This is a genomic window from Sphingopyxis macrogoltabida (assembly GCF_001307295.1).
GTDB lineage: Bacteria > Pseudomonadota > Alphaproteobacteria > Sphingomonadales > Sphingomonadaceae > Sphingopyxis > Sphingopyxis macrogoltabida_B.
Genome location: NZ_CP012700.1, coordinates 1,841,924 through 1,865,027, shown reverse-complemented (window position 1 = coordinate 1,865,027; position 23,104 = coordinate 1,841,924). Strand labels below are relative to the sequence as shown.

Annotated in this window: 27 protein-coding genes; 14 read left to right on the top strand and 13 right to left on the bottom strand. The window is 65.1% G+C overall.

Going from position 1 to position 23,104, the window contains the following annotated elements; all coding sequences use genetic code 11:
- The first annotated feature begins 10 nt into the window (after nucleotides 1–10).
- Nucleotides 11–343 (top strand): hypothetical protein, encoded by a 333-nt coding sequence (locus AN936_RS08790; RefSeq protein ID WP_054587831.1) that lies wholly within the window; start codon nucleotides 11–13, stop codon nucleotides 341–343.
- 59 nt (nucleotides 344–402) lie between these two features.
- Here the strand turns inward: AN936_RS08790 and AN936_RS08785 are convergent, their stop codons facing one another.
- The 8 genes from AN936_RS08785 to AN936_RS08750 all read right to left on the bottom strand — a co-directional run bounded on the left by AN936_RS08785 (nucleotide 403) and on the right by AN936_RS08750 (nucleotide 7,021).
- On the bottom strand, nucleotides 403–945 hold the full coding sequence (locus AN936_RS08785) for an ATP synthase subunit B (RefSeq protein WP_054587830.1): 543 nt from the start codon (nucleotides 943–945) through the stop codon (nucleotides 403–405).
- Complete coding sequence (locus tag AN936_RS08780; protein ID WP_054587829.1) at nucleotides 938–1,438, bottom strand: ATPase; 501 nt, start codon at nucleotides 1,436–1,438, stop codon at nucleotides 938–940. Before AN936_RS08780 ends, AN936_RS08785 begins: the two co-directional genes overlap by 8 nt.
- Before the next feature lie 83 nt (nucleotides 1,439–1,521).
- Entirely contained in the window at nucleotides 1,522–1,749 is a 228-nt protein-coding gene (locus tag AN936_RS08775) for a F0F1 ATP synthase subunit C (RefSeq protein WP_003044110.1), read from the bottom strand.
- Between the two features lie 40 nt (nucleotides 1,750–1,789).
- The gene (locus AN936_RS08770; RefSeq protein ID WP_054587828.1) at nucleotides 1,790–2,575 is read right to left on the bottom strand and encodes a F0F1 ATP synthase subunit A; all 786 of its coding nucleotides are present in this window, start codon (nucleotides 2,573–2,575) and stop codon (nucleotides 1,790–1,792) included.
- 69 nt (nucleotides 2,576–2,644) lie between these two features.
- On the bottom strand, nucleotides 2,645–2,965 hold the full coding sequence (locus AN936_RS08765; protein WP_054587827.1) for an AtpZ/AtpI family protein: 321 nt from the start codon (nucleotides 2,963–2,965) through the stop codon (nucleotides 2,645–2,647).
- 256 nt (nucleotides 2,966–3,221) lie between these two features.
- Nucleotides 3,222–3,626 carry a YdbL family protein gene (locus AN936_RS08760; protein WP_420496840.1) on the bottom strand — a complete coding sequence of 135 codons (405 nt, stop codon included), beginning with the start codon at nucleotides 3,624–3,626 and terminating at the stop codon, nucleotides 3,222–3,224.
- Between the two features lie 15 nt (nucleotides 3,627–3,641).
- Complete coding sequence (locus AN936_RS08755; protein ID WP_054587826.1) at nucleotides 3,642–3,857, bottom strand: YnbE family lipoprotein; 216 nt, start codon at nucleotides 3,855–3,857, stop codon at nucleotides 3,642–3,644.
- Nucleotides 3,854–7,021 carry a YdbH domain-containing protein gene (locus AN936_RS08750; RefSeq protein WP_234715778.1) on the bottom strand — a complete coding sequence of 1,056 codons (3,168 nt, stop codon included), beginning with the start codon at nucleotides 7,019–7,021 and terminating at the stop codon, nucleotides 3,854–3,856. Before AN936_RS08750 ends, AN936_RS08755 begins: the two co-directional genes overlap by 4 nt.
- A 198-nt stretch (nucleotides 7,022–7,219) precedes the next feature.
- Between AN936_RS08750 and radC the strand changes: the two genes are divergently transcribed.
- Together radC and rnk are read left to right on the top strand one after the other, a co-directional pair.
- Entirely contained in the window at nucleotides 7,220–7,903 is a 684-nt protein-coding gene (gene radC / locus AN936_RS08745) for a RadC family protein (protein WP_054587825.1), read from the top strand.
- A gap of 205 nt (nucleotides 7,904–8,108) precedes the next feature.
- Nucleotides 8,109–8,507, top strand: a complete 399-nt coding sequence (rnk, locus tag AN936_RS08740; protein ID WP_054587824.1) for a nucleoside diphosphate kinase regulator — start codon at nucleotides 8,109–8,111, stop codon at nucleotides 8,505–8,507.
- Nucleotides 8,508–8,585: 78 nt separating this feature from the next.
- Here the strand turns inward: rnk and AN936_RS08735 are convergent, their stop codons facing one another.
- Nucleotides 8,586–9,122, bottom strand: a complete 537-nt coding sequence (locus tag AN936_RS08735) for a calcium-binding protein (RefSeq protein WP_054590173.1) — start codon at nucleotides 9,120–9,122, stop codon at nucleotides 8,586–8,588.
- 4 nt (nucleotides 9,123–9,126) lie between these two features.
- Nucleotides 9,127–9,402 (bottom strand): hypothetical protein, encoded by a 276-nt coding sequence (locus tag AN936_RS25305; protein WP_201782976.1) that lies wholly within the window; start codon nucleotides 9,400–9,402, stop codon nucleotides 9,127–9,129.
- Between the two features lie 199 nt (nucleotides 9,403–9,601).
- Here AN936_RS25305 and purB point away from each other — a divergent pair, with 199 nt between their 5' ends.
- From purB to AN936_RS08685, 8 genes are all read left to right on the top strand, one after another.
- Nucleotides 9,602–10,918, top strand: coding sequence for an adenylosuccinate lyase (purB, locus tag AN936_RS08725; protein WP_054587822.1), 1,317 nt, complete (start codon nucleotides 9,602–9,604; stop codon nucleotides 10,916–10,918).
- A gap of 71 nt (nucleotides 10,919–10,989) precedes the next feature.
- Nucleotides 10,990–11,319 (top strand): lipopolysaccharide assembly protein LapA domain-containing protein, encoded by a 330-nt coding sequence (locus AN936_RS08720; RefSeq protein WP_054587821.1) that lies wholly within the window; start codon nucleotides 10,990–10,992, stop codon nucleotides 11,317–11,319.
- Complete coding sequence (gene pyrF / locus AN936_RS08715; RefSeq protein WP_054587820.1) at nucleotides 11,316–11,990, top strand: orotidine-5'-phosphate decarboxylase; 675 nt, start codon at nucleotides 11,316–11,318, stop codon at nucleotides 11,988–11,990. The genes AN936_RS08720 and pyrF overlap by 4 nt, the downstream gene beginning before the upstream one ends.
- A 103-nt stretch (nucleotides 11,991–12,093) precedes the next feature.
- Nucleotides 12,094–12,723, top strand: coding sequence for a phosphoribosylanthranilate isomerase (locus AN936_RS08710; RefSeq protein ID WP_054590172.1), 630 nt, complete (start codon nucleotides 12,094–12,096; stop codon nucleotides 12,721–12,723).
- Nucleotides 12,720–13,931, top strand: coding sequence for a tryptophan synthase subunit beta (trpB, locus tag AN936_RS08705; RefSeq protein WP_054587819.1), 1,212 nt, complete (start codon nucleotides 12,720–12,722; stop codon nucleotides 13,929–13,931). The genes AN936_RS08710 and trpB overlap by 4 nt, the downstream gene beginning before the upstream one ends.
- A gap of 181 nt (nucleotides 13,932–14,112) precedes the next feature.
- Nucleotides 14,113–14,901 (top strand): tryptophan synthase subunit alpha, encoded by a 789-nt coding sequence (gene trpA, locus AN936_RS08695; RefSeq protein ID WP_054587817.1) that lies wholly within the window; start codon nucleotides 14,113–14,115, stop codon nucleotides 14,899–14,901.
- The gene (accD, locus tag AN936_RS08690; protein ID WP_054587816.1) at nucleotides 14,898–15,749 is read left to right on the top strand and encodes an acetyl-CoA carboxylase, carboxyltransferase subunit beta; all 852 of its coding nucleotides are present in this window, start codon (nucleotides 14,898–14,900) and stop codon (nucleotides 15,747–15,749) included. The genes trpA and accD overlap by 4 nt, the downstream gene beginning before the upstream one ends.
- A gap of 149 nt (nucleotides 15,750–15,898) precedes the next feature.
- Nucleotides 15,899–17,248, top strand: coding sequence for a bifunctional folylpolyglutamate synthase/dihydrofolate synthase (locus tag AN936_RS08685; protein ID WP_054587815.1), 1,350 nt, complete (start codon nucleotides 15,899–15,901; stop codon nucleotides 17,246–17,248).
- A 9-nt stretch (nucleotides 17,249–17,257) separates the two neighbouring features.
- Here AN936_RS08685 and AN936_RS08680 read toward each other — a convergent pair whose 3' ends face one another.
- Together AN936_RS08680 and AN936_RS08675 are read right to left on the bottom strand one after the other, a co-directional pair.
- Nucleotides 17,258–18,679, bottom strand: coding sequence for an AmpG family muropeptide MFS transporter (locus AN936_RS08680; protein WP_054587814.1), 1,422 nt, complete (start codon nucleotides 18,677–18,679; stop codon nucleotides 17,258–17,260).
- A 107-nt stretch (nucleotides 18,680–18,786) separates the two neighbouring features.
- Nucleotides 18,787–19,224 carry a response regulator gene (locus tag AN936_RS08675; protein WP_054590171.1) on the bottom strand — a complete coding sequence of 146 codons (438 nt, stop codon included), beginning with the start codon at nucleotides 19,222–19,224 and terminating at the stop codon, nucleotides 18,787–18,789.
- Between the two features lie 252 nt (nucleotides 19,225–19,476).
- Between AN936_RS08675 and AN936_RS08670 the strand changes: the two genes are divergently transcribed.
- Together AN936_RS08670 and rsmD are read left to right on the top strand one after the other, a co-directional pair.
- Entirely contained in the window at nucleotides 19,477–20,238 is a 762-nt protein-coding gene (locus AN936_RS08670; protein ID WP_234715777.1) for a pseudouridine synthase, read from the top strand.
- A 2-nt stretch (nucleotides 20,239–20,240) separates the two neighbouring features.
- Nucleotides 20,241–20,783: a 16S rRNA (guanine(966)-N(2))-methyltransferase RsmD gene (rsmD, locus tag AN936_RS08665; RefSeq protein WP_054587813.1), complete on the top strand. Its 543-nt coding sequence runs from the start codon at nucleotides 20,241–20,243 to the stop codon at nucleotides 20,781–20,783.
- Nucleotides 20,784–20,785: 2 nt separating this feature from the next.
- Here the strand turns inward: rsmD and AN936_RS08660 are convergent, their stop codons facing one another.
- A complete protein-coding gene (locus AN936_RS08660) occupies nucleotides 20,786–22,051 on the bottom strand; it encodes an MFS transporter (RefSeq protein ID WP_054590169.1) in 1,266 nt (421 codons plus the stop codon).
- A gap of 152 nt (nucleotides 22,052–22,203) precedes the next feature.
- On the opposite strand from AN936_RS08660, the gene AN936_RS08655 reads away from it, so the two are divergent.
- Nucleotides 22,204–23,070 carry a Rossmann-like and DUF2520 domain-containing protein gene (locus AN936_RS08655; protein WP_054587812.1) on the top strand — a complete coding sequence of 289 codons (867 nt, stop codon included), beginning with the start codon at nucleotides 22,204–22,206 and terminating at the stop codon, nucleotides 23,068–23,070.
- Nucleotides 23,071–23,104 lie beyond the last annotated feature (34 nt).

The window sequence follows — 23,104 nt, the reverse complement described above, 5'->3', positions numbered from 1 at the left end:
GTAAGGCAATATGCATCGGGTTTATGTTGACATATCCCTGCTGGGTATCGGCACCGCATATGGTCGTGTGTCGGGCTCTATCGATGTGAGGACTATCCCGCAAATTGGCGATCAGCTGTCATTTTCCGTTCCAAAATATGGTGATTTGCCAGCCGAGATTGGAGAAATGTCCTATATCTTGCGGGTAACCGACAGGATTATTGCCGCGAACGCCGACGACGAGGTTCTACTTTCGCTAGAAGACATCGTGGCAGAAACCGATGCGAGGGCGCGGCTTATCATGGCGTTCTTTGAAGAATGCCACGGGTTGTGCGCCGAAGCCGTCATTCACTCTCCACCGTAGCCCATCGCAAAACGCCCGCGGAAATCCGCGGGCGCCTTGTTTCGACGATGTTGCCGGGATCAGCTTTTGGCGACCCCCGCGATCGCCTGATCGACCAGCGCCTTGTCGGCCTTGGCGTCATGCTTTTCGGCGATCAGCTTCGCCGCGGCTTCGGTCGCTGCCTTGGCGGCGGCGCTGCGTACGTCGGCGAGAGCGGTGGCTTCGGCCGCGGCGATGCGATCTTCGGCCATCTGCTTGCGGCGCGCGATCAGCGCGGTCGCATCGGCCTTGGCCTTGGTGACCAGCGCCTCGGCTTCGGCATCGGCGCGGACCCGCATCTCGTCGGCTTCCCTGGCCGCGTCGGCGAGCTTTGCTTCATATTCCGCCTTCAGCGATTCGGCGTCGAGACGAAGTTGTTCGGCTTCATTGAGCTGCTTCGAAATCTCCGCGATCCGCTTGTCGAGCATCCCCGCGATCATCGCGGGCACGCCCTTCCACAACAGGATGGCGATGAAGACGAGCATCGCGATCGACACCCAGACGGTAGCATCCATGCCGAACGCCGTCGGATCGGCATGCGCTTCGCCTGCCGCTTCGGACAGGATGATCAGGGGATTAGCCATGGAGCACCGCCTTCACTGCCGCCTTGGCATCCGCCGCGACGACTTTCACGCCCGACAGCTTGGCGACCAGTTCGCCCGCTGCCTCGGCCGCGACCGATTCGATTTCGGCCATTGCCGAGGAGCGCGCGCTGGCGACTTCGGCTTCGGCGGCCGACAATTTGTCGCCCAGTTCGGCATCGACCTTGGCAAGACGCTTTTCGGCGTCTTTCGCAGCCTTGTCCTTCGCGTCGGAGACCGCCTTCTGGGCAGCGGCGCGGGCCGCGTCGCCTTGCTGGCGATAGCTTTCTTCGAGGTTGTCGGCGGCGGCATGGGCCGCCTTTGCCGCCGCCAGATCGTCAGCTACCTTGCGGTCGCGCGCGTCCACCGTCGCTTCGATCTTGGGCAGCATGCCGCGGCCGATGACGATATAAATACCGGCAAAGACGACCAGCAGCCAGAAAAGCTGCGAGGCAAGGTACCAATTGTCAGCGGTTAGCTGGGCTATCTGGGGCATGAAAGGCGAACCCTAAAATCTGGAAAAACCTGCACAGGCGAACGCCGGCTCCGAAAAGCCGGCGCCGCCGGTCGTCGCTGAAATCAGACGACGAAGAGCAGGATCATCGCAACGACGAACGCCAGCAGGCCGAGAAGTTCGGCAGCGGCGAAGCCGATGAACAGGCGGCCCTGCTGGCCGTCGGCGGCTGCCGGGTTGCGCAGCGCGCTTTCGAGGAAGCTGCCGAAGACGTTGCCCACGCCGATGGCGGCCATGCCGGCACCGATTGCGGCGAGACCTGCACCGATCAGCTTTGCTGCTTCTGCGTCCATTGTAATACTCCTTGGGTGTAAGCGTTTATTATAAAACGGATTAGTGAAGGTTGACCGCGTCGTTGATGTAAAGCGAGGTCAACAGGGCGAAAACATAGGCCTGGATGCCGGCGACGAGCAGTTCGAGCGCGCTGATGCCGATCATCAGGAGGAAGCTGAGCACCGATACGACCGAACCGATCGCGATATTCTCGGCGTTGAAGCCGTTGATCACGAAGCCCGACAGCACCTTCAGCAGCACGTGGCCGGCGGTCATCGCAACGAAGAGCCGCAGGCCGAGGCTGAACGGGCGGATCATGAAGGAAATGAACTCGATCACCGCGATGAAGGGGATCATCGGCAGCGGCGTACCGTGCGGGACGAACAGCGAGAAAAAGTGCAGGCCATGGCGCCAGAAGCCGACGACGAGCACGATCGAGAAGGAAAGCAGCGCGAGCACGCCGGTGATCGCGATGTGGCTGGTGACGGTGAAGGGGTGGAGCCCCAGCACGCCCAGCGGCAACATGCCGAGCAGGTTGCAGAACAGGATGAACATGAACAGCGAGAAGACGTAGGGCGTATATTTGCGCCCTTCGCTGCCGATATTCGCGGTCATCATGTTCGAGATGAAGCCGGTAAAGCCTTCGACTGCGGCCTGCCAGCGGCCCGGAACGAGCTGGCGGCGCATCCCGCCCCACATGAAGAGGCCGAGCACGACGGCGGCGATCACCATCCACAGCGCGCTGTTGGTGAACAGGACTTCATGCCCGCCGAGGTTGAAACCGCCGCCGAGCGGGGTCACCTCGAACTGGTGCATCGGGTCGATCTTGCCGGATTCCGCCGCCACTCTTCACTCCACGCGCATTGCGGGGCGGCTTTTTGGGGCCGTCCCGCCGATAAATTCCTGTTTGCTCCGCTAGTTGCGGGGCGTCTTTGTCAGGCGGATGATGTTCCGGAACGCCACGACGATCCCCAGAAACAACATCCCCAACAAGCCCCAGGGCGACGTGCCGGCGAAGCGATCGATCAGCCACCCGAACAGTGCGCCGCCGATCAATCCGCCCAGCAGTTCCGCCAATACCCGGTTGCCGAGCCGGTAATTGGCATCGGATTCCGGTCCGGCATTCACCGCGGTCCGTTTCGCTTCTGCGGCTTCGGCCCGGTCCAATCGCTCTTCGAGCGAGACCAGGCGCGAATCCTCCGAAGTTGGTCCCGGATCGCTGCCGTTCCCCGTCATCTTGCGCCATCCTCCTGAAACAGAAGCGGAAAACCGCGATCCTGCCTGCGAAAAAAGGCCCGAAAAATCGGGGGACCCCTAAGGCGCGGTCCGTTTAGGAACGACGCCCTGTGAAGTCAATGCCCGCGCGTGGGCGCAGCGCAACATTATGTTGCAGCGCGCAAATGAGCTTGCCGCACACACACAAAAATGCCGCCGCGTTTAGGGGCGCGGCGGCATATGGCGCCCGCGGGCGCCCTTGTTCGTTAGCCGAGCTTTACGGGCAGCGCGAATCGCGCACCGGCGGGCCGCTGTCGCGCGTCTTCCAGCTCCCGTCGGGCGCCTTGTATTTTTCGCCCGGCTTGGTCTTGGCAATCAGGTTGCAGCCGGTGACGAAAGCGAATTGCTCGACCGTGCTGCCCTGCGGGGCGCCGCTGGTATAGGCGGCCTTGCGCTTGATGTTGATGTCGTCGACGATCGCCCGCACCGCGGGGGTCGGGGTCGAGGCATAGCCGAGGTAACCGTCGGGCTGCTCGCCGACCTGCCCCGCCGCGCGGGCGGCTTCATAGGCCGGGTTGCGCTGTGCCGTCGCCGACGGCACCGCCACGGCCACTGCAGCGGTCACGGCCAAGGCGGCCATCGCCAGCCCGGTCGGCTTTATATGCTTCAAATATGTCTTCATCGTCATCATTCCCTGTCAGAATATCTCGCTATTCTGTTCGATCAGCTTTTTGGCGTCTCCATCCAGCCTGTACACGATTTCCTGGCGGATGTTGATGTTCAGGTTGATCTCGATCGGCTTGTCGGGCGTATCGATCTGAACGCAGCCCGCAAGGCCGACGGTTCCGATCAATAGCGCCAGATACCGGTTCGCGACACCCTGCCTCCTCGCTTCTCCATTGGTGGTCATCATTGCACGGGCTCGCTTGCTGGGGGCTGAACGGGATTGGGCGGGTTGGCGGCGGCTGCCTTGGCGTCTTCCTGCGCCTGAAGCAGCGCGGGCAAATTCTGTTCGATATACACTGTCGGGTCGTAAAAACCCTTGGCCGATGTCACGAGCTGGCGGAAGGGGGCCTGGATCTTGACGTTGAAGACGAATGGCAGCTTCGCGATCTGGTTGATCAGGAAATTGCGCGTTGCCCCTTCGCCCTGCCCGACGCCGCCAAAGCGGATATCGGTCACCATCTCGCCGTCCAGATCGCCGTTGAGGATGATTGTCAGGTCGTCATATTTGAGGCTGCGCAGGGCGCCAAAAGCAAAATTGGCCATCGCACCCAGATTGTGATTCGACAGCTCGCCAACATAGGCGAGCGTGCCGCCGCCCTCGCGCGAATCGATCCGGCCATTCACGATCTTGCCGCCGAGGCCGCCGAATTCCACCGGCAGCGTCCCGTCGAACTTGCCGGTCGCGTTGATATTGTCGAAGCCGAAATTCTGCAGAAAGACAGCCGCATCGACCCCGACGATATCGAACGACAGCCGCCGCGGCTCGGTCGCGTTGAAATCGAGCGTCGTCGGATGGAGCAGCAGCTTGCCGCCCGCGAACGGCCAGCTTCCTCCCTCGACGCGCACCTTGTTGTCGCCGAGCAGCCGGTATTCGATCTCGCCGTCGACCACCGGAATGCCGGGATTAATCTCCTTGATCTTCGCCATCTGGCCCGGCGCGGACCTGAGCCCGATCAGGTCGTCGAAGGTCAAGGTCGTTGTCAGACCGGTGACGGGACCGAAGGCTGCCGCAAGGTTGGTATCGGCAGTGGCGAAGGTGCCCCGGCTGGTGACGCCCGCGGGCGACCAGTCGATGCGGCCGTCGCCGACCACCGACCCCTGGACATTGGCGACGACGCCGAGCGCGAGGCGGGTGAGCTGGTCGGGCTGGAAATTGTCGCCGAAGCGCAATTCATTGACCTCGAGGTCGGCCGAACCGGTTCCGTCGGCGAGCCGGTGACGGATGACCGTGTCGACCACGCGAACGCCCGATTTCCGTTCGTCGAACCCGGCGGTTGCGTCGATCACGCCATTCGCAAAGGACAGGTGCGCGTTGTTGCTGACCAGCGGCGAAAAGCGCGCGTCGGCTTCGGCATCGGTCAGCACCATCGCGCCGTCGAGCGACAGCGCGCCGCCTGCCCAGCGCCATCGGCCGCCGATCTCGCTCATGTTCAGCGGCACGACGCCGATCTTGCCGCTCGCGCCGCCGAGCTCACCGGCCATGCCGTTCGCGGCACTGCGTCCCGACAGCGTTTCGGCAGCGAATCGCGTGATGCTATCGCCCTCGCCCAGCCGTACGTCAGCGCGCGCAAGCGACCAGCGCATCGACGCAAGGTCGATCCGCGCCGGACCGCTGTCGAAGGCAAAAGGTGACGTACCGCTGGCGCCGCGCAGCCGGATGCCCGGAATGCGGATATCGCCGCGCAACCCGTCGGGGCCCGCGCTCAGCAACGGTGCGCCCGGGCGGCTGCACAGGTCGATCGCGCTGGCACCGAGCCGGAAACCCGCCACCGCGATCCGTTGTGCGGCAACTCGGCTGCACCCGCCATTGAGGGCCAGCGCGCCGGTCGGGGCGAGGACGCCCGCAAGCGGCACTGCCAATCCGTCGACCCGCCCGTCGGCAAGCGGGCCCGACAGTTCGGCGCGCGTCGCGAAGCGGACGAGGCCGCCCGGTTCGCCCGAGAAACGGACCGGGGCGAGCGCCAGCCGCGCATCGCCCGCACTATAGGGATCGAGCCGCGCGAGCCCGCTGACGGCCCCGTCGGCGCGCCGGTCGAGGTCGAGATCGCCCGTCGGCAGGTCGCCGCCACCGAAGCTCCAGCGCCCGGCGATCAGCATCGCCGGTTTCGCCGCTGCCCAGAGGTACGAGATGCGGCTGTCGCCCCCCCCACTGAACCGCGCCCCGCTAGCGCTCGAGAGTCGCAAGGCGACCACATCGACCCGCGCCGCCTCCCCTTCTCCCGCCAGCAGGAATTCTGCGCTGCCGCCCGCATTGGCGAGCATACGCGAGAGCGCTGCGGTCGCCTTGGTAGCCAGTGGGCCGATGGGCGTTGCTTTCAGGCCATCGGCACTCGCGGCGATCGACTGCCGCAACCGCGGACTGGCATTCGCGCGGGCAAAGGCGATGCGCCCGTCGAACTTCGGCGCCTTTTCCCCGACGATGCCTTTCGCATCGAGATTGACCGAGTCGGCAGCGAAATCGGTACCACGCAGGCGCGCCATATCGGCGTCGATGTCGAGGCTGGTCTGCGCAACCGTCCCGTCGAAGCGGGCGATGACACCCAGCCGGTCCGCCTGCACGGGCCCCGCCACCAGCTTCGCGATGCTGGCGTCGGCGCTGCCCTTCCAGCTTTGCAGGTTTTCGGAAAGCGAGAGGTCGAGCGCGATCTGCGGCGCGGCCGCGGTCACGCTGCCGTTCGCGCAGCGCAACGACTTTCCGCGCAACGGCCCGACGAGGCGCGGCCGCACATCTCGCACCGACACGGTGCCATAGAAGGTGACGCCATCGCCGCTGCATCCTGCCGCGGCGATGCTCGGCGCGACCAGCGCCAGCTTGCCGGTAAAGGCGTTGCGCAGATTGCCGCCGCCGTTCAGCGCGGCGCCGACATTGCCCCATGGCGTTTCGACCCGCGCCCGCGCGTCCTTCAGCACCACCGACAGGTCGGGCAAGGCGAAGGGGTCGGTGCTGGTCGGATCGCGAAACTTGTCGAGCGCGCCGAACGACAGCCGCCCTTCGGTAAAGCGGCCGTAAAGTCGTACCCCGTCGGCGCGGATTTCGGAAACATAGGGACCGGACCAGCCGTAGCCCAGCGACACGACCACCGTTTTCGCGATCAGGTCGGGGCGTTTCGGATCGCCGATGACGACGTTCGACAGCCGTTCGGTGCGAAAACCGATGTCGTCGACCTGATAGCTTGCCGGTATCCCGCGACTGTCGAGCTCTTCGCGGATGAAGCGGTCGGCGATCGGCTCGCGCGCCAGCCACACCCCCGCGATCAACGCCGCTACCGCACCTGCCGTCAGCCAGCGTTTCTTGAACAATAATGTCCGGTATCGCCATCGGGGCCGGGGCTGTTCATCCGCCTCGTTCACGGCCTGCCTCCGGGAAGTGCGGAAACAGCCAGATCGCCCGATGACGTCATGCCGTGCAAAAATCGTCCTCCGGCCCAAACCCTGTCCGGGATGAAAACGCCGGAAATCCCGTTTCGCTGCAGGAGATTGGTCCGGATCGCCATCATCCGTTTCCTATGACCGTTGAGTGCGCCCCACAAGGCGGTTATTCGGAGGCGGATGGGGGATAGCGAAGCACCAGATCATATCGGCCACCGCGCACGGCTCCGCGCCCGCCTGCTCGACGATGCGGCCGGGCTCGCCGATTACGAGCTGGTCGAATATCTTCTGGCGCTCGCCATTCCGCGCCGCGACACCAAGCCGCTGGCCAAGGCGCTGCTCCGCGAATTCGGCTCGCTCGCGCAACTGATCAGCGCCGATCCCGAATCGCTGCGCCGCGTCGATGGCATGGGCGAAGGCGCGGTCGCGGCACTGAAAATCGTTCAGGCGGCCGGGCTGCGGATGCTCAAGGGCGAATTTCGCGACAAGCCCCTGCTCTCAAGCTGGGACGCGCTGCTCGACTGGCTGCGTGCCGACATGGGGCCGATCGACGTCGAGCGCGTCCGCGTCCTGTACCTCAATTCGCGTAACATGCTGATTCGCGACGAACTGGCGAGTGAGGGATCGATCGACCAGTCGGCAATCTACGTTCGTGAGGTGATCAAGCGTGCGCTCGAACTCGGCGCCTCGGCGATCATCCTTGTCCACAATCATCCGAGCGGCAGCCCCGAACCGAGCCGGCAGGATATCGCGATCACGCGCGACATTGCCGCGGCGGCGGCAAAGCTCGGGATCGCGCTTCACGATCACATCATCATCGGCGGTTCGGATTTTCGCAGCCTGCGCGCCATGGGGCTCCTTTAGGCGCGATTTGACTTTCGCGAGCATGGGCGACATCATCGCGCCATGCCGATCATGCGCAGCCTTTTTCGTTTCCATGGGGGACAGCTTCTCGCGGGCATCTAGCCCCGGGTTCCGGCGCGACTGCCCCGAACCCGGGGCAAATTTCCACTAGGTTCTATTGTTGCGTGCGGCTGGTCTGCCGCGCGCGTGCTGGAAAGTCCGCGCCATGAAAAACGAAGAGGCCATCCGGCCGCCTATCCATATGATCGACAGCGAGGCCGATGCGCTGACCGAACTCACGCTGCAAAAGCAGCGTGACCATATCCGCCTTTACGAGCTGTTGCTCGGCGAGATCGACCGCGCCGCGATCTACAGCAGCGCGGACATCCCGGACGATGTCGTGACGATGGGCTCGGAAGTGACCTTTCTCGACGAGAAGAGCGGCACCGAACGCACGGTGCGTCTGGTCTATCCGGGCGACGCCGACATTTCGGCGGGGCGGATATCGATCCTTACCCCGATCGGCGCCGGATTGATCGGGCTCAGTACCGGCCAGTCGATCCTCTGGCCCGACCGGGGCGGCGAAGAGCATCGGTTGACGATCGTGAAGGTCCGGCAGCCCTGACGTTCGTTTGTAGTATGCCTGACGCGATGAAGCCGCCGGATCGCTCCGACGGCTTCACTACCCAGTCAGGGACGCTGTTTAACCAGCGCCGCGCGACAGGAAACCGGTAAGCTCGGTCTTGCTGACCTGACCCGATTTGTCGCCATCGGCGGCAGCAAAGGCCTGGCCAACCCACGTCTTCACATCAGCCGATTCGGGATCGACCGAAGGATCGGTGGCAGTCCGCAGCTTCTTCATCCACGCCGCAAATTCGGCGTCGCTGAGTTCGCCCGACTTGTCGGCGTCATAGGTCGGGAACTCCTGGTCAACGATCTGTGCGACCTGCGTCGGCGAAGCTGCCGTACCGCCCGAAGGCGCCGACTGTGTTGCCGGATCGCCGGCTGGCGGCGTCGTACCCGGAGCCTGGCTGGCGGGCGGTGTCGAAGTCGCGTCGGCCGGCGGCGTGGTCGCGGCATCGGGTGCTGGAGCCGGTTCTGCCGGAGCGGGCGTCGTGGTAGTATCGGTCGGTGCCGGCTGAGAGGTCGCCGGAGCGGCCGGGTCGGCGGGCGGAGTTTCCTGGGCCAGCGCGGGGAAGCTCACCGCGGCGGCACCGATCAAAAGCATCTGTTTCAGCATCATATTACTCCTGCGGGGGAGCCGATTCGGGCTCCGGGGCCGGCTCGGCCGGCGGGGTGCTGTCGGTCGGATCGGCCTTTTCCTTGTCCGCATCAGGGGCGGCCGGATCCTCGGTCGGGGTCGTACTGTCGGTCGGAGCAGGCGCGGGTGCCGGCTCGGCCGTCGGTGCGGGCTCCGACTGCGTGGTCGGAGCCGGATCGCTGTCCGTCGGTTCGGTCGTCTGCGCCAGAGCGGGGAAGCTGATTGCTGCCGCGCCGATCAAAAGTACCTGTTTAATCACGATATTACTCCTGTAGGGGCGACGGCTTGCGATATTGCGACCCGCCACCTTTCTGATGGGGCATGGGGTCAACTCACCCGATTTGTCGAAAGTTGCCTAGCTGATGCGATTGGCGAAACACTCTGTCCCTGCTAGGGGGCGCTCCGTCGCAGTTTCGGACGGATTCTCCGATGAGGCGCCGTAAAAGGAAGGAAAATCAATGGTTCCGCGTTACGCCCGGCCGGACATGACCGCTATCTGGTCGGCCGAGAATCGCTTTCGTATCTGGTTCGAAATCGAAGCGCACGCGACCGATGCCCTCGCGGAACTCGGTACGGTTCCCAAATCGGCAGCCAAGGCGCTGTGGGACTGGTGGGCGAGCAAGCCGGTGATCGACGTCGCTGCGATCGACGCGATCGAAGCCGTCACCAAGCACGACGTCATCGCCTTTCTGACGTGGGTTGCCGAGAATGTCGGCGACGAGGCGCGCTTCATGCATCAGGGCATGACGTCGAGCGATGTGCTCGACACCTGCCTCGCCGTCCAGCTCGCGCAGGCGGCCGATATATTGCTTGCCGATCTCGACGCCCTTCTCGAAGCGATCAAGCGCCGCGCCTATGAGCACAAGCTGACCCCGACGATCGGCCGCAGCCACGGCATCCATGCCGAACCGGTGACGTTCGGGCTCAAGCTCGCCGAGGCTTATGCTGAATTCTCGCGCTGCAAGCTCCGCTTGCAGGCGGCGCGCGCGGAGATCGCGACCTGCGCCATTTCGGGCGCGGTCGGCACTTTCGCCAACATCGACCCGCGCGTCGAGGAGCATGTTGCCGCGAAGCTCGGCCTCACGATCGAACCGGTATCGACGCAGGTCATCCCGCGCGACCGCCATGCGATGTTCTTCGCGGTGCTCGGCGTCATCGCGTCGTCGATCGAGCGGCTGTCGGTCGAGGTCCGCCACTTGCAGCGCACCGAGGTGCTCGAGGCCGAGGAATATTTCTCGCCCGGGCAGAAGGGCTCGTCGGCGATGCCGCACAAGCGCAATCCGGTGCTGACCGAAAACCTCACCGGCCTCGCGCGCATGGTGCGCAGCGCCGTGACCCCGGCGATGGAGAATGTCGCGCTCTGGCACGAACGCGACATCAGCCATTCGTCGGTCGAGCGTTTCATCGGTCCCGACGCGACGATCACGCTGGACTTCGCGCTCGCGCGGCTGACCGGGGTCGTCGACAAATTGCTCGTCTATCCCGAGCGGATGCAGAAGAATCTCGACCGGATGGGCGGGCTCGTCCATTCGCAGCGCGTGCTGCTGGCGCTGACGCAGGCGGGTGCGAGCCGCGAAGACAGCTATGCGCTGGTCCAGCGCAACGCGATGCGGGTGTGGGAAAGCGACGGCCAGTTGTCGCTGCTCGAACTGCTCAAGGCCGATGCCGACGTCACCGCGCGGCTGTCGGCGGACGAACTCACCGCGCTGTTCGACCTCGACTATCATATGAAGCATGTCGACACGATCTTTGCGCGGGTGTTCGGGGCGGCGTAGCGCGCGGGCTGGCAACCCGCGGCAATCTCGCCTAAGATCGACCAAAGGGGACGACCGAGGAGCAAGACCAAGTGGGAATCCTGCGAACGATCATTTGGGTTTTTCTGACCATTGTCCTTGTCGTCTTCGCGATGGCAAACTGGCAGGCAGTGACGGTGACAATATGGCCCGGCTGGGAGGCCGAGACCAAGTTGCCGGTGATCATGCTGGTCGCTTTCGCCGTCGGTAGCATCCCGACCTGGATTGCGCTGCGCGCGACGCGTTGGACGCTTAACCGTCGTCTTGACGCAAGCGAGCGCCAGCTTGCCGACCTGCGCGCCATGGCCAGCCGCCCGTCCGACCCTGCCCCGGCGTCGGCCCCCGTCAACGACATCCCGCCATCGCCATTGGAGACCCCATGAGTTCGCCGCTTTATCTCGCCATCGATACCACTCACCTCGATGCGGCGCTGACGCTGGCGCAGAAGGTGCGGCACCATGTCGGCGGGCTGAAGCTGGGGCTCGAATTCTTCTGCGCCAACGGCCATCACGGCGTCCATGAAATGGCAAAGCTCGGCCTGCCGATCTTCCTCGACCTCAAGCTGCACGATATTCCGAATACGGTCGCCAAGGCGATCCAGGCGCTGCGTCCGCTCGAACCCGCCATCCTGACCGTCCACGCCGCGGGCGGCCGCGCGATGCTCGAGGAAGCGAAAGCCGCGGCGGGCACGAGTACCAAGGTGATCGCGGTGACGGTGCTGACCAGCCTCGACGCGCCCGATCTAGACGATATCGGCGTCGGCGGTACCCCGCACGACCAGGTCGTCCGGCTAGCGGGACTGGCGCGCCAATCGGGGGTCGACGGCATCGTCTGCTCGGGACAGGAAGTGAAGGCGGCGCGCAAGGCCTGGCCCGGCGGCTTCTTCGTCGTGCCGGGCGTCCGGCCTGCGAACGGCGCCGCGGGCGACCAGAAGCGGATCGTCACCCCGGCGCAGGCAATGACCGACGGCGCCTCGATCCTCGTCGTCGGGCGCCCGATCAGCCAGTCGCCCGACCCCGATCTCGCCGCGCGCGAAATCGAGGCGACGCTTTAACAAGAGACATCTGTCATCCCGGCGAAGGCCGGGATCTCCATGGTGAGCTCTGATGCAGCGGCGAGATCCCGGCTTTCGCCGGGATGACGACAGGATAAAGATCATGCCCCCTCTGGTTAAAATCTGCGGCCTCAAGACACCCGAGGATGTCGATGCCGCCATCCGCTTCGGCGCCACGCATATCGGTCTCAACCTCTATGAACCGAGCCCGCGCTACGTCGACCTCAAGACCGCGGCCGAGCTCCGCAAACGCGCCGAAGGGCGGGTTAAGGTCGCGCTGTTGCTCGTCAATGCGTCGCCGCTCGCGACCACCGAAGCGCTCGGCAAGATACGCCCCGATATCGTCCAGTTCCACGGCACTGAGACGCCCGAATGGGTGGCGACGGTCAATCGATCGATCCCCGCCGAGGTCTGGAAGGCGGTGGGCCTCAAGGATGCGGGGACGCTCGAGCGCATCCGGCAATATGAGGGCGCGGTCGACCGCATCCTCTTCGACGCCCCGGCGCAGGCGATGCCCGGCGGCACCGGCACCCGCTTCGACTGGTCGCTGCTCGTCAATCACCGCCACAGCATCGACTGGGGGATCGCGGGCGGCCTGACCCCTGCCAACGTCGCCGAGGCGCTCGCGGCGACCGGCGCGCCGCTGGTCGACGTATCGTCAGGGGTGGAAAGCGCGCCGGGTGTGAAGGATATGGACAAGATCGCGGCTTTCCTTAAAGCGGCGGGTCGATGACCCACGCACCCAACAGCCTCCGCACCCAGCCTGACGAACGTGGCCATTTCGGCCAGTTCGGCGGCCGCTATGTCGCCGAAACGTTGATGCCGCTGATCCTCGATCTCGAGCGCTGCTATCGCGCCGCGCAGCAGGACAACAGCTTCAAGGCCGAATTCGACTACCTGCTGAAAAATTATGTCGGGCGCCCGAGCCCGCTGTGGTTCGCCGAGCGGCTGACCGAGCATCTCGGCGGCGCGAAGATTTATCTGAAGCGCGAGGATCTCAACCACACCGGCGCGCATAAGATCAACAATTGCATCGGCCAGATCCTGCTCGCGAAGCGGATGGGCAAGACGAAGATCATCGCCGAGACGGGCGCCGGTCAGCACGGCGTCGCGACCGCGACCGTCGCGGCGCTGTTCGGCCTTCCCTGCACCATCTTCATGGGCGCGGTTGATGTCGCGCGGCAGCAGCCGAACGTGTTCCGCATGAAATTACTCGGCGCCGAAGTCGTCGCGGTGGAAAGCGGCGCCAAGACGCTGAAGGACGCGATGAACGAAGCGCTGCGCCACTGGGTCGCGAACGTCCACGACACTTTCTACATCATCGGCACCGTTGCGGGTCCGCATCCCTACCCCGAGCTGGTCCGCGATTTCCAATCGGTGATCGGCGACGAAGCGCGTGCGCAAATCCTCGAGGCCGAGGGCCGCTTGCCCGACATGCTGATTGCTCCGGTCGGCGGCGGATCGAACGCGATCGGGCTGTTCCACCCCTTCCTCGACGACGAGGGCGTCGAGATCGTCGGCGTCGAAGCGGCGGGCGAAGGTCTCGATGGCAAGCATGCCGCCAGCCTTGCGGGCGGCCGCCCCGGCATCCTTCACGGCAACAAGACCTATCTGTTGCAGGACGACGATGGCCAGATCACCGAGGCGCACAGCATCTCGGCGGGGCTCGACTATCCGGGCATCGGGCCCGAACATAGCTGGCTCCACGAAATCGGCCGCGTCCGCTACGAACCCGTGACGGATGAAGAAGCATTGGCGAGCTTCCAGAAGCTGACCAAGCTCGAAGGCATCATCCCCGCACTCGAAAGCGCCCACGCCATCGCCGCCGCCGAACGCATCGCGCCGACACTCGGCAAGGACAAGATCATCATCGTCAATTGCTCGGGCCGCGGGGACAAAGATATCTTCACCGTCGCCGACGCGCTGGGGGTGAGGCTGTGATTGCCGTTCGGAAATTTGCTACCAACATTCTCCTGTTTTTCGTGACGATCTGCGCAGCGCATTTGATCAGTTCGTTCATTTTCAGAGGGAAGATGGAAATCACGATGTCCGAGGTGCAAGTGTCCGCTCTCGCAGCACTGCTCATCGCAATCGGCCGTTTGCTATTACACGGACGCGCTCAATGACCCGTTTCGCACCCGCCTTCCACAAAGGCCCTGCGCTCGTCGCCTTCATCACGGCAGGCGACGGCGACACCGCCGCGAACCTCGACGCGCTCGTCGCGGGGGGTGCCGATATCATCGAACTCGGCATGCCCTTCACCGATCCGATGGCCGACGGTCCCGCGATCCAGGCGGCGAACCTGCGCAGCCTCGCCAAGGGCACGACGACCGCCGATATCTTCGCCATCGCCGCCGCCTTCCGATCGCGCCATGCCGACACACCGCTCGTCCTGATGGGTTATGCCAATCCGATGACGATCCGCGGCGCCGACTGGTTCGCCGCCGAATGCGCTAAAGCGGGTGTCGATGGCGTCATCTGCGTTGATATCCCGTCGGAAGAGGACGCCGAACTCGGCCCGGCGCTCCGTGGTGCCGGGGTCGATCTGATCCGTCTCGCGACGCCGACGACCGACGCGGCGCGGCTGCCCGATGTGCTCGGCGGCGCCAGCGGGTTTCTCTATTATGTCTCGGTCGCGGGCATCACCGGTCAGCAGCAGGCGGCGCAGGCGAGTATCGAGGAAGCGGTTGCACGGATCAAGGCGGCGACCGACCTGCCCGTCGCGGTCGGCTTCGGCGTCCGCACCCCGACGCAGGCGCGCGAGATCGCCAAGGTCGCCGACGGCGTCGTCGTCGGATCGGCCTTCATCGACATCATCGCCGAACATGGCGACGATGCCGCGCCCCACGTCGAAACCTTCACCCGTTCGCTTGCCCATGCTATCCACGGCGGAAAGGAGATCGCCGCATGAGCTGGCTCGACCGCGTCCGCAACGCCCTGCCCTTCACGGCGAAGCGCGATACCGCCGACAATCTCTGGCACAAATGCCGCCAGTGCCAGCAGATGGTGTTCGTCAAGGAATGGGAAGACAATCTGAACGTCTGCCCGCGCTGCGACCATCATGACCGGATCGGTGCGAAGGAACGGTTCGCGCAACTGTTCGACGGCGGCCTCCACGAACTGCTCGCGTCGCCGGCGGCGCCCGAGGATCCGCTGAAGTTCCGCGACACCAAGAAATATGTCGACCGCATCAAGGCCGCGCGCGCGCAAACGGGCGATCGCGACGCCTATCAGAATGCGTTCGGCCGCATTTCCAGCCTTCCCACGGTGGTCGGCGTGCAGGATTTCGCCTTCATGGGCGGGTCGATGGGCGTCGCGGTCGGCGAAGCCTTTGTCTCGGGGGTCGAGGAAGCCATCCGCCGCGGCTGCCCCTATATCGCCATTACGGCAGCGGGGGGTGCGCGAATGCAGGAAGGCACGCTGTCGCTGATGCAGATGCCGCGTGCCACCGTCGCGCTCGCCCGCCTGCGCCGGGCCGGCCTGCCCTATATCGTCCTGCTCACCGACCCGACCACCGGCGGCGTCACCGCCAGCTATGCGATGCTCGGCGATGTGCAGATCAGCGAGCCCAAGGCCTTGATCGGTTTCGCGGGACAGCGGGTGATCGAGAATACGATCCGCGAAAAGCTGCCCGAAGGCTTCCAGCGCGCCGAATATCTGCTCGATCACGGGATGATCGATATGGTCGTGCACCGCAAGGCATTGCCCGAAACACTGGGACGGCTGATCGGCTATCTGGCGCCCGAAAAGGCCGCATAGAGCTAGCACATAGTCAGGCACCTCTCCATTTCGTCACCCCGGACTTGATCCGGGGTCCATTCGACCGCGTGGAAAATGGATGCCGGATCAAGTCCGGCATGACGAAGGCAAGAGAGGTCTGACGACCGTTTTATGATCAAGGCTCAACGATGCCCGACCACGCCCACTCTTCCGACCCCGCCGTCCAGACCCAGCTCGACCGCCTGAGCGCACTATCGCCGGGACGCGATGTCCTCGGCCTCGAACGCATCGCCGAAATCTGCGCCCGCCTCGGGAATCCGCAAGATTGCCTTCCGCGCACCTTCCACGTCGCGGGCACCAATGGCAAGGGTTCGACCTGCGCCTTCCTCCGTGCGATCCTCGAAGCAAGCGGTCGCAAGGTGCACAGCTACACCAGCCCGCACCTCGTTCGCTTCAACGAACGCATCCGCCTCGCCGGGACGCTGATCGACGATGCGCTGCTCGCGTCGCTGCTCGAAGAGGTGCTCGACACCGCTGCCGATCTGCGCGCGAGCTTCTTCGAGGTGACGACCGCCGCCGCCTTCCTTGCCTTTGCGCGGACTCCGGCCGACGATTGCATCATCGAGGTCGGGCTTGGCGGACGCCTCGACGCGACGAATATCATCCCTGCCCCGGCGGCGTGCGGCATCGCCTCGCTCGGGATCGACCATGAAGCCTTCCTGCTCGCCCCCGAAGCGGGCACGCCGCAAGAACCCGCCACGCGTATCGCATGGGAAAAGGCAGGCATCATCAAGCCAGGAACGCGGGTCGCGACGCTTTCTTACCCCCCGGCGGTGGTGGAGGTAATCGAGGCGCGCGCTTCCGCCGCCGGTGCGCCCTTGTTCGTAGAGGGCAGTGGCTGGCAGGTCGATCCCGAGGGCGATGGCTTTCGCTGGTCCTCGGCATCGCTCGGCGCGGTTGGCGAAACCTTGTTCCCGCGCATGGCCGGCCCGCATCAGCGGCGGAACGCCGGGCTCGCGATCGCGATGTCACGGCTCGCGGAGCCGCGCCCCGCCGATACCGATGTCGTCCGCGGAATTGCGGGCACCTTCTGGCCGGGGCGCATGCAGCTGCTGGGCAGCGGCCCGCTCACCGCCGCGATGTCCGGCGAGCAGAATATCTGGATCGACGGCGGTCACAACCTCGACGCGGCGCTGCAACTTGCGGACTTCCTTGGTCAGACGCTCGCCCGGCGCGAGCCGGTCGACCTTGTCCTCGGCATGCTCGCAAACAAGGATGCCGCCGGCTTTCTCGCCCTGCTCGCCCCGCACGTCGGCAGGCTGGTCGCGGTACCGATACCGGGACACGAGCATCACACCCCCGCCGATCTGGTGGGCATCGCCCGCGACAGCGGCATTGCACAGGCTTCGGCGCAAGGCGACCTGCCGTCGGCACTCCGCGCGCTCGCGGCCGACAGCCCGGCGCGCAACATATTGATCGGCGGATCGCTCTATCTGGTCGGGCAGGCGCTCGAGCTCAACGAAGAGTTCCCTAGCTGAGTTGAGGGCCTAGGTTGCTGCCGGCTTCGGCTTGTCCTTTTCGGGATGCGCGATCTCGTGGCCGTCGTCCTCGGTGCTCGGCTGGCGTACCGTCTGGACGACGAAACCTTTCTTCCACAAGATCCAGAGCAGCAGCATTCCCGGGATCGCGATGACCACGGTGAACAGCCAGAATCCGACCCAGCCGAGGCCCTCTGCAATATAGCCGCCCGGCGCCGCGAGCCATGTCCGGCCGACCGCCGCGAAGGACGACAGCAGCGCGAACTGGGTGGCGGTATAGGCAAGGCTCGACAGGCCCGACAAATAGGTGACGAAGACGGTGAGGCCGATGCCGCTGGTGAAATTCTCCGTGCCGACAGCGATCGCGAGCATCAGCGGCGAGTGGCCGACCGAGGCCAGCGCGGCGAACAGCAGATTGCTGAACATCATCATCAGACCCGAAACGAGCAGCGCCCGGCCCATGCCGAGCCAGGCGATAAAGGGCGCCGCGAGCGCCGAACCGAGGATCAGCGCGACGAAGCCGACCCCCTTGTTGATCGCGACGAATTCGGTGTCGGTGAAGCCAAGTTCGACGATCATCGGGTTGAGCATCCCCTGCCCCATCGCATCGCCGACCTTGTAGACGAGGACGAAGAACAGGATCAGCACCGCGCCATGGCGGCCGAAAAATTCGCGGAACGGGTTGATCACCGTTTCCTGCAGCCAGCTTCCGAAGCTCTGCCCTGCGGCGCGGGCGCGCGTTGGATCGAAGCGTCCCGGCCCCGCATACAGCGCGCCGAGCAGCGCGGGGAGAATCGCTAGCCCGGTGAAACCATAAGCCGCGGCCCAGCCGAGGTTGAACCCCTCGGGCGACGCCAGCGCGATCGTGCCGACACCGGCGATCAGATTGCCGGTACGATACCCGAACTGGTTCATCGCGGTGCCGTGCGGCAGTTCGGCGTCGCTTAAAATCTCGATACGATAGGCGTCGATGACGATGTCCTGCGTCGCCGACAAAAAGGCGACGGTGATCGCCCAGAAAGCGAAGGGCGCGAGATTGTCGTTGGTCGGGTTGCTCGTGCCCAACTGCCAGATCGCGACGACCAACAACGCCTGAATGAAGAACAGCCAGCCGCGCCGCTGTCCGAATGTTTTGGTCAGGAACGGCAGCGGAAGGCGGTCGACGAGCGGCGCCCAGAGGAATTTCAGCGTATAGGGCGTCGTCAGCCCGATCGCGAAGCCGATGGTCGATTTCTCGATCCCGACCTTCGACAGCCAGAAGGTCATCGTGCCGAGCAGCAGGGTCAGCGGAAAGCCGCTCGAAATGCCGAGCAGGAAGGCGACGATCGGCATCGGCTTGCGATAGGGGGCAAAACTCGGGATCACGAACGCGAGGCCGATGACCAATGCAAGCACGGCAACCAACACCACCGAATCGAGCCCAAGCTGCATCGCGAACCTCCCCCTTCCGCGTGCGCGGACCGTCAAAGCCAAAGGCCTAAAGCCTCGGTCCCAAATTGGAAGCGGCTATTTGGCGATCATGCGCCAGGCCGAGCCGATCAGGCGGCCTCGGGGCGCCAGTAGGTCTGGAGGCCGCTGATCTTGCGCGGCGGCTTGTTCTTGCAAACCATGCCCTCGACCGCGCGCAATGCGGCGACGAGCGCCGAGGCGCTGTGCGGCTTACCGAGGCAGGCGAGCGCGATGTCGCTCGCGTCTTCGGGACATTTTCCGGTCACGAGGAGCACGGCGATGCCGCGGTCGCGGGCGAGCCGTGCGACTTCGCGTCCGGTCATATGTCCCGCGAGCGCGAGGTCGAGGACCAGCGCGTCGAGCTGTTCGGCCGCGATAATCGCGACCGCCGCCTCGCCCGAATCGACGGTCGCGACGACGTCATAGCCGCTGTGCTGCAGCGTCCGCTCATTGTCGAACGCGACCAGCGGATCATCCTCGATGATCAGCAGCCGCTTGATACACGACGGGCGGGACGCGAAGAGCATGAATACTCCCTTTGACATCGCCATGACTCGCTCCGCGCCTTCGTGCAAGATCGCTTCTGCTCGCCATCGACGAAGCGATACGTTTCCGGCTATGAGCGTGATCACAACGCAACACCTTTTCCTGAAAACGACACGAAAGCCGCATCCGTTCCGATGACGACCCGACGTCCGCCCCGTAATCCGTCCCGCCCGGCGCCAAACAACTCTGGCGATCGCGACGCCCCGAAGGGCCGCCGCGCCGCGCGCGCCGCCGTGCCGCCGCGCAAAACCCAGGCCGCCGAGCCCGAGCGCGAGGACGGGCCGCAACGCATCGCCAAGCTGCTGGCGCGCGCCGGCGTGGGATCGCGCCGCGACGTCGAACGCATGGTCGAGGAAGGGCGCATTGCGCTGAACGGTCAGGTCATCGTTCACCCTGCACCGCTGCTCACTTCGCTCGAAGGCCTGACCGTCGACGGCAATCCGGTCGCCAAGCCGGTGTCGACGCGCCTCTATCGCTTTCACAAGCCCTCTGGCTGCCTGACCGCAGCGCGCGACCCCAAGGGCCGCAAGACGATCTATGATTTGCTGCCGAAGGACTTGCCGCGCCTGATGCCCGTCGGGCGGCTCGACTATAATACCGAAGGGCTGTTGCTGTTGACCAACGACGGCGAGTTCAAACGCCAGCTCGAATTGCCGGCGAGCGGCGTCGAGCGGACATACCGCGCCCGCGCGTTCGGCGATATCAGCCAGACCCAGCTCGAAGACCTGGTCGAAGGGATCGAGATCGACGGCATCCGCTATGGCAAGATCGATGCAAACCTCGAACGCCGGACGGGCCGCAACCAGTGGATCGAGATGACGCTGACCGAAGGCAAGAACCGCGAAGTCCGCCGCGTGCTCGAACATCTGGGGCTCCAGGTCAGCCGCCTGATCCGTACGCGTTACGGCCAGTTCACCCTTGAAGCCCTCGACGTCGGCGCGGTCGAGATCGTCCCGCGCGACGAGCTGTTCCAGTTCCGGCGGCGGATGGGCTGACGATGCGCGTAATTTCCGGCGAATGGCGCGGACGCAAACTGCTCGCGCCGAAGAATGACGCGACGCGTCCGACGGCGGACCGCACGCGCGAAACGCTGTTCTCGATGCTGGCGAGCCGCCTCGGCAGTTTCGAGGGACTGCATGTCGCCGACCTGTTCGCGGGATCGGGCGCGCTGGGGATCGAGGCGCTGTCGCGCGGTGCGGCGCAATGCCTGTTCGCCGAACAGGATCGCGATGCGCTCGACGCGCTCAGGAAGAATCTGGGTACGCTCGGCGCCGCGGACCGCGCCGATGTGCGCGCGGGTTCGGTGCTCGCTCTCGGCCCGGCAAAGCGGAGCTACGACCTGTTGCTGTTCGACGCGCCTTACGGCACCGGCGCGGGCAGCGTTGCGCTCGACAAACTCAACCGGCTCGGCTGGATCGGACCAGACAGCCTGATCTCGATCGAAACCGCCGAAAAGGAAGCGGTCGAGGTTGCGGGTTTCGAGGTCGATACCGACCGCAAGGTCGGCAAGGCGAAGCTGACCTTGCTTCGTCCCGCCTGAACTCAGCTTTCGGCCACCTGGCGGCGCACCATCAATAGGCCGAGCCAGCTCACCACCCCGGCCAGCGCCAGATACAGCCCGACCATCGGCGTTCCGCCGCGCTCCGCTAACGCCTGTGCGATGATCGGCGCCATCGCGCCGCCGAGGATGCCGCCGGCATTGAAGGTCACCGAGGCCCCCGTATAGCGCACATGAACCGGGAACAGCGCGGTCAGCCAGCTTCCGAGCGGTCCGTAAACCAGCCCCATCACAAACAATGCGGCGGCGAGTCCGAGGAAGACGATCGGCCAGCTTCCCGACGCGAGCGTCGGCCCGAACAGGAAGCCGATGAGGATCGTCGCGCCGCAGCCCCAGGTCAGCACGCGTTGTGCGCTCGACGCATCGCTCACATAACCCGCGAAGACGATGCCGCCCGCCATGAACAGGATCGCGCCGAGCTGGACGAGCAGGAACTGCTCCTTCGGATAGCCGAGCGCGCTTGTCCCGTGCGCGAGGGCGAAACTGGTCGCGAGATAGAAGATGGCGAAGCAGGCGACGACCGCGAAGGTCCCCGCCAGCGTCGGGATCAGGTGACCGCGCAGCAATTCGCCGATCGGCACTCCGACCGGCGCTTTCTGCTCCAGTGCTTCGGTAAAGGCGGGCGTCTCGCCGATCTTGAGCCGCACCCACAGCCCGAGCCCTACTAGTAGCGCCGAAAAGAGGAAGGGAATGCGCCAGCCCCAGCTCGTGAAATCGGCGTCGGAGAGCGTTACGCCGAGGATCAGGAACAACCCGTTCGCGGCGATGAAGCCGACCGGCGCGCCGAGCTGCGGGAACATGCCGAAGCGCGATTTCCATCCCGGCGGCGCATTCTCGACCGCCAGCAGCGCCGCGCCGCCCCACTCGCCGCCAAGCCCGAAGCCCTGGCCAAACCGAAGGATGCAGAGGAGCAGTGGCGCGATCCACCCCGCCATCGCATAGGTCGGCAGAAAAGCGATCAGCAGCGTCGATCCGCCCATCAGCATCAGCGAAGCGACGAGCGTCGACTTGCGTCCGATCCGGTCGCCATAATGGCCGAACACGATCGCCCCAACCGGCCGCGCGAAGAAGGCGAGGCCAAAGGTCATGAAGCTGTACATGAGCTGCGCCGACGCCGATTCGTCGGGAAAGAAGAGCGGCCCGAAGACGAGCGCCGCCGCAGTGCCATAGATATAGAAATCGTAAAATTCGACCGCGGTGCCGACGAGGCTTGCGGTCAGGATGCGCCGGTGCTTGCGATAGGGTGCCAGATCCACGGACAACGCCCCTCCCCTGTTTGTCTCGGCGCCGCTTTGGACGCGTTGCCCTGTGTGGTGCAAGGTAGAATGCAGCGCGGTGGCCGTTTGGACCTTTCATGCGGCGCATTGGCCAACCGCCTGCGACGGAGCTAAGAGCGGTCCATATGACCGGATTTCAACAGATCGGCATCGTCGGCGCAGGCCGGGTCGCGCAGGCGCTGGCGCTCGGCCTTTCGCCCCACTCGCTCGCGCCGCCGTTGCTGTGGGCGCGCGCTCCCGACAAAGCCGAAGCCGCCGCAGCGCGCTTGGGATGCGCGGTCACGGAGCATCGCATCGACCGGCTGATGCAATCTTGCGATGCCGTTGCCATAGCGGTGTCCGATGATGCCGTGGAAACGATTGCCGCTGAACTGGCGGCGGCGGGGCCGGCGGATCGTCGCCCGTTCGTGTTCCATGTCAGCGGCCGCAGCGGCGCAGCGATCCTCGAACCATTACACGCGGCGGGAGCGCTGACCGCGGCGATCCATCCCGCGATGACCTTTACCGGCGATCCGCAGGGCGAAGCCGCACGCATGAAGCAGGCGCGCTTCGCGGTGACCGGATCGTCGCCGCAAGCAATCGAGCTCGCGCACCGCCTTGTGGGCCTGTTGGGCGGGATCGCGGTCGATATCGCAGAGGAGCGTCGCCCGCTCTATCATGCCGCGCTGTGCCACGCGTCCAACCATCTGGTCACGCTGATGGACGGCGCCTCACATGCACTGCGCAATGCAGGGGTCGACGATCCCGCGACCTTCCTAGCCCCGCTCGTCCGCGCCGCGCTCGAAAACAGCCTCGACCGGGGTTTCGATGCCTTGTCGGGGCCGCTGCGGCGCGGCGACAGCCGGACGATCGAAAGCCATCTGGGCGCGCTCGGCGCCGGGTGTCCCGACCTGCTGCCGGCCTATCGCGCCATGGCGCTCGCGACGCTCGACGAGCTGACCCGCGGCGATGCGGCGCGCGTATCGCCCGAGCTGCGCAGCTTGCTTTGCTGAGCGGCGCGTCCCGTCGCCGCGCACTGGACAGCGC

Bases quoted from the DNA above. Each gene is read 5' to 3' on its own strand.
- trpA (WP_054587817.1), top strand. From the start codon at position 14,113: ATGACCCGTTTCGCACCCGCCTTCCACAAAGGCCCTGCGCTCGTCGCC.
- AN936_RS08765 (WP_054587827.1), bottom strand. From the start codon at position 2,965: ATGACGGGGAACGGCAGCGATCCGGGACCAACTTCGGAGGATTCGCGC.
- accD (WP_054587816.1), top strand. From the start codon at position 14,898: ATGAGCTGGCTCGACCGCGTCCGCAACGCCCTGCCCTTCACGGCGAAG.
- AN936_RS08785 (WP_054587830.1), bottom strand. From the start codon at position 945: ATGGCTAATCCCCTGATCATCCTGTCCGAAGCGGCAGGCGAAGCGCAT.
- AN936_RS08790 (WP_054587831.1), top strand. From the start codon at position 11: ATGCATCGGGTTTATGTTGACATATCCCTGCTGGGTATCGGCACCGCA.
- rnk (WP_054587824.1), top strand. From the start codon at position 8,109: ATGAAAAACGAAGAGGCCATCCGGCCGCCTATCCATATGATCGACAGC.
- AN936_RS08655 (WP_054587812.1), top strand. From the start codon at position 22,204: ATGACCGGATTTCAACAGATCGGCATCGTCGGCGCAGGCCGGGTCGCG.
- AN936_RS08680 (WP_054587814.1), bottom strand. From the start codon at position 18,679: ATGCAGCTTGGGCTCGATTCGGTGGTGTTGGTTGCCGTGCTTGCATTG.
- AN936_RS08735 (WP_054590173.1), bottom strand. From the start codon at position 9,122: ATGCTGAAACAGATGCTTTTGATCGGTGCCGCCGCGGTGAGCTTCCCC.
- AN936_RS08710 (WP_054590172.1), top strand. From the start codon at position 12,094: ATGCCCCCTCTGGTTAAAATCTGCGGCCTCAAGACACCCGAGGATGTC.
- AN936_RS08675 (WP_054590171.1), bottom strand. From the start codon at position 19,224: ATGCTCTTCGCGTCCCGCCCGTCGTGTATCAAGCGGCTGCTGATCATC.
- pyrF (WP_054587820.1), top strand. From the start codon at position 11,316: ATGAGTTCGCCGCTTTATCTCGCCATCGATACCACTCACCTCGATGCG.
- purB (WP_054587822.1), top strand. From the start codon at position 9,602: ATGGTTCCGCGTTACGCCCGGCCGGACATGACCGCTATCTGGTCGGCC.
- AN936_RS08775 (WP_003044110.1), bottom strand. From the start codon at position 1,749: ATGGACGCAGAAGCAGCAAAGCTGATCGGTGCAGGTCTCGCCGCAATC.
- radC (WP_054587825.1), top strand. From the start codon at position 7,220: ATGGGGGATAGCGAAGCACCAGATCATATCGGCCACCGCGCACGGCTC.
- rsmD (WP_054587813.1), top strand. From the start codon at position 20,241: ATGCGCGTAATTTCCGGCGAATGGCGCGGACGCAAACTGCTCGCGCCG.
- AN936_RS08685 (WP_054587815.1), top strand. From the start codon at position 15,899: ATGCCCGACCACGCCCACTCTTCCGACCCCGCCGTCCAGACCCAGCTC.
- AN936_RS08755 (WP_054587826.1), bottom strand. From the start codon at position 3,857: ATGATGACCACCAATGGAGAAGCGAGGAGGCAGGGTGTCGCGAACCGG.
- AN936_RS08760 (WP_420496840.1), bottom strand. From the start codon at position 3,626: ATGAAGACATATTTGAAGCATATAAAGCCGACCGGGCTGGCGATGGCC.
- AN936_RS08780 (WP_054587829.1), bottom strand. From the start codon at position 1,438: ATGCCCCAGATAGCCCAGCTAACCGCTGACAATTGGTACCTTGCCTCG.
- trpB (WP_054587819.1), top strand. From the start codon at position 12,720: ATGACCCACGCACCCAACAGCCTCCGCACCCAGCCTGACGAACGTGGC.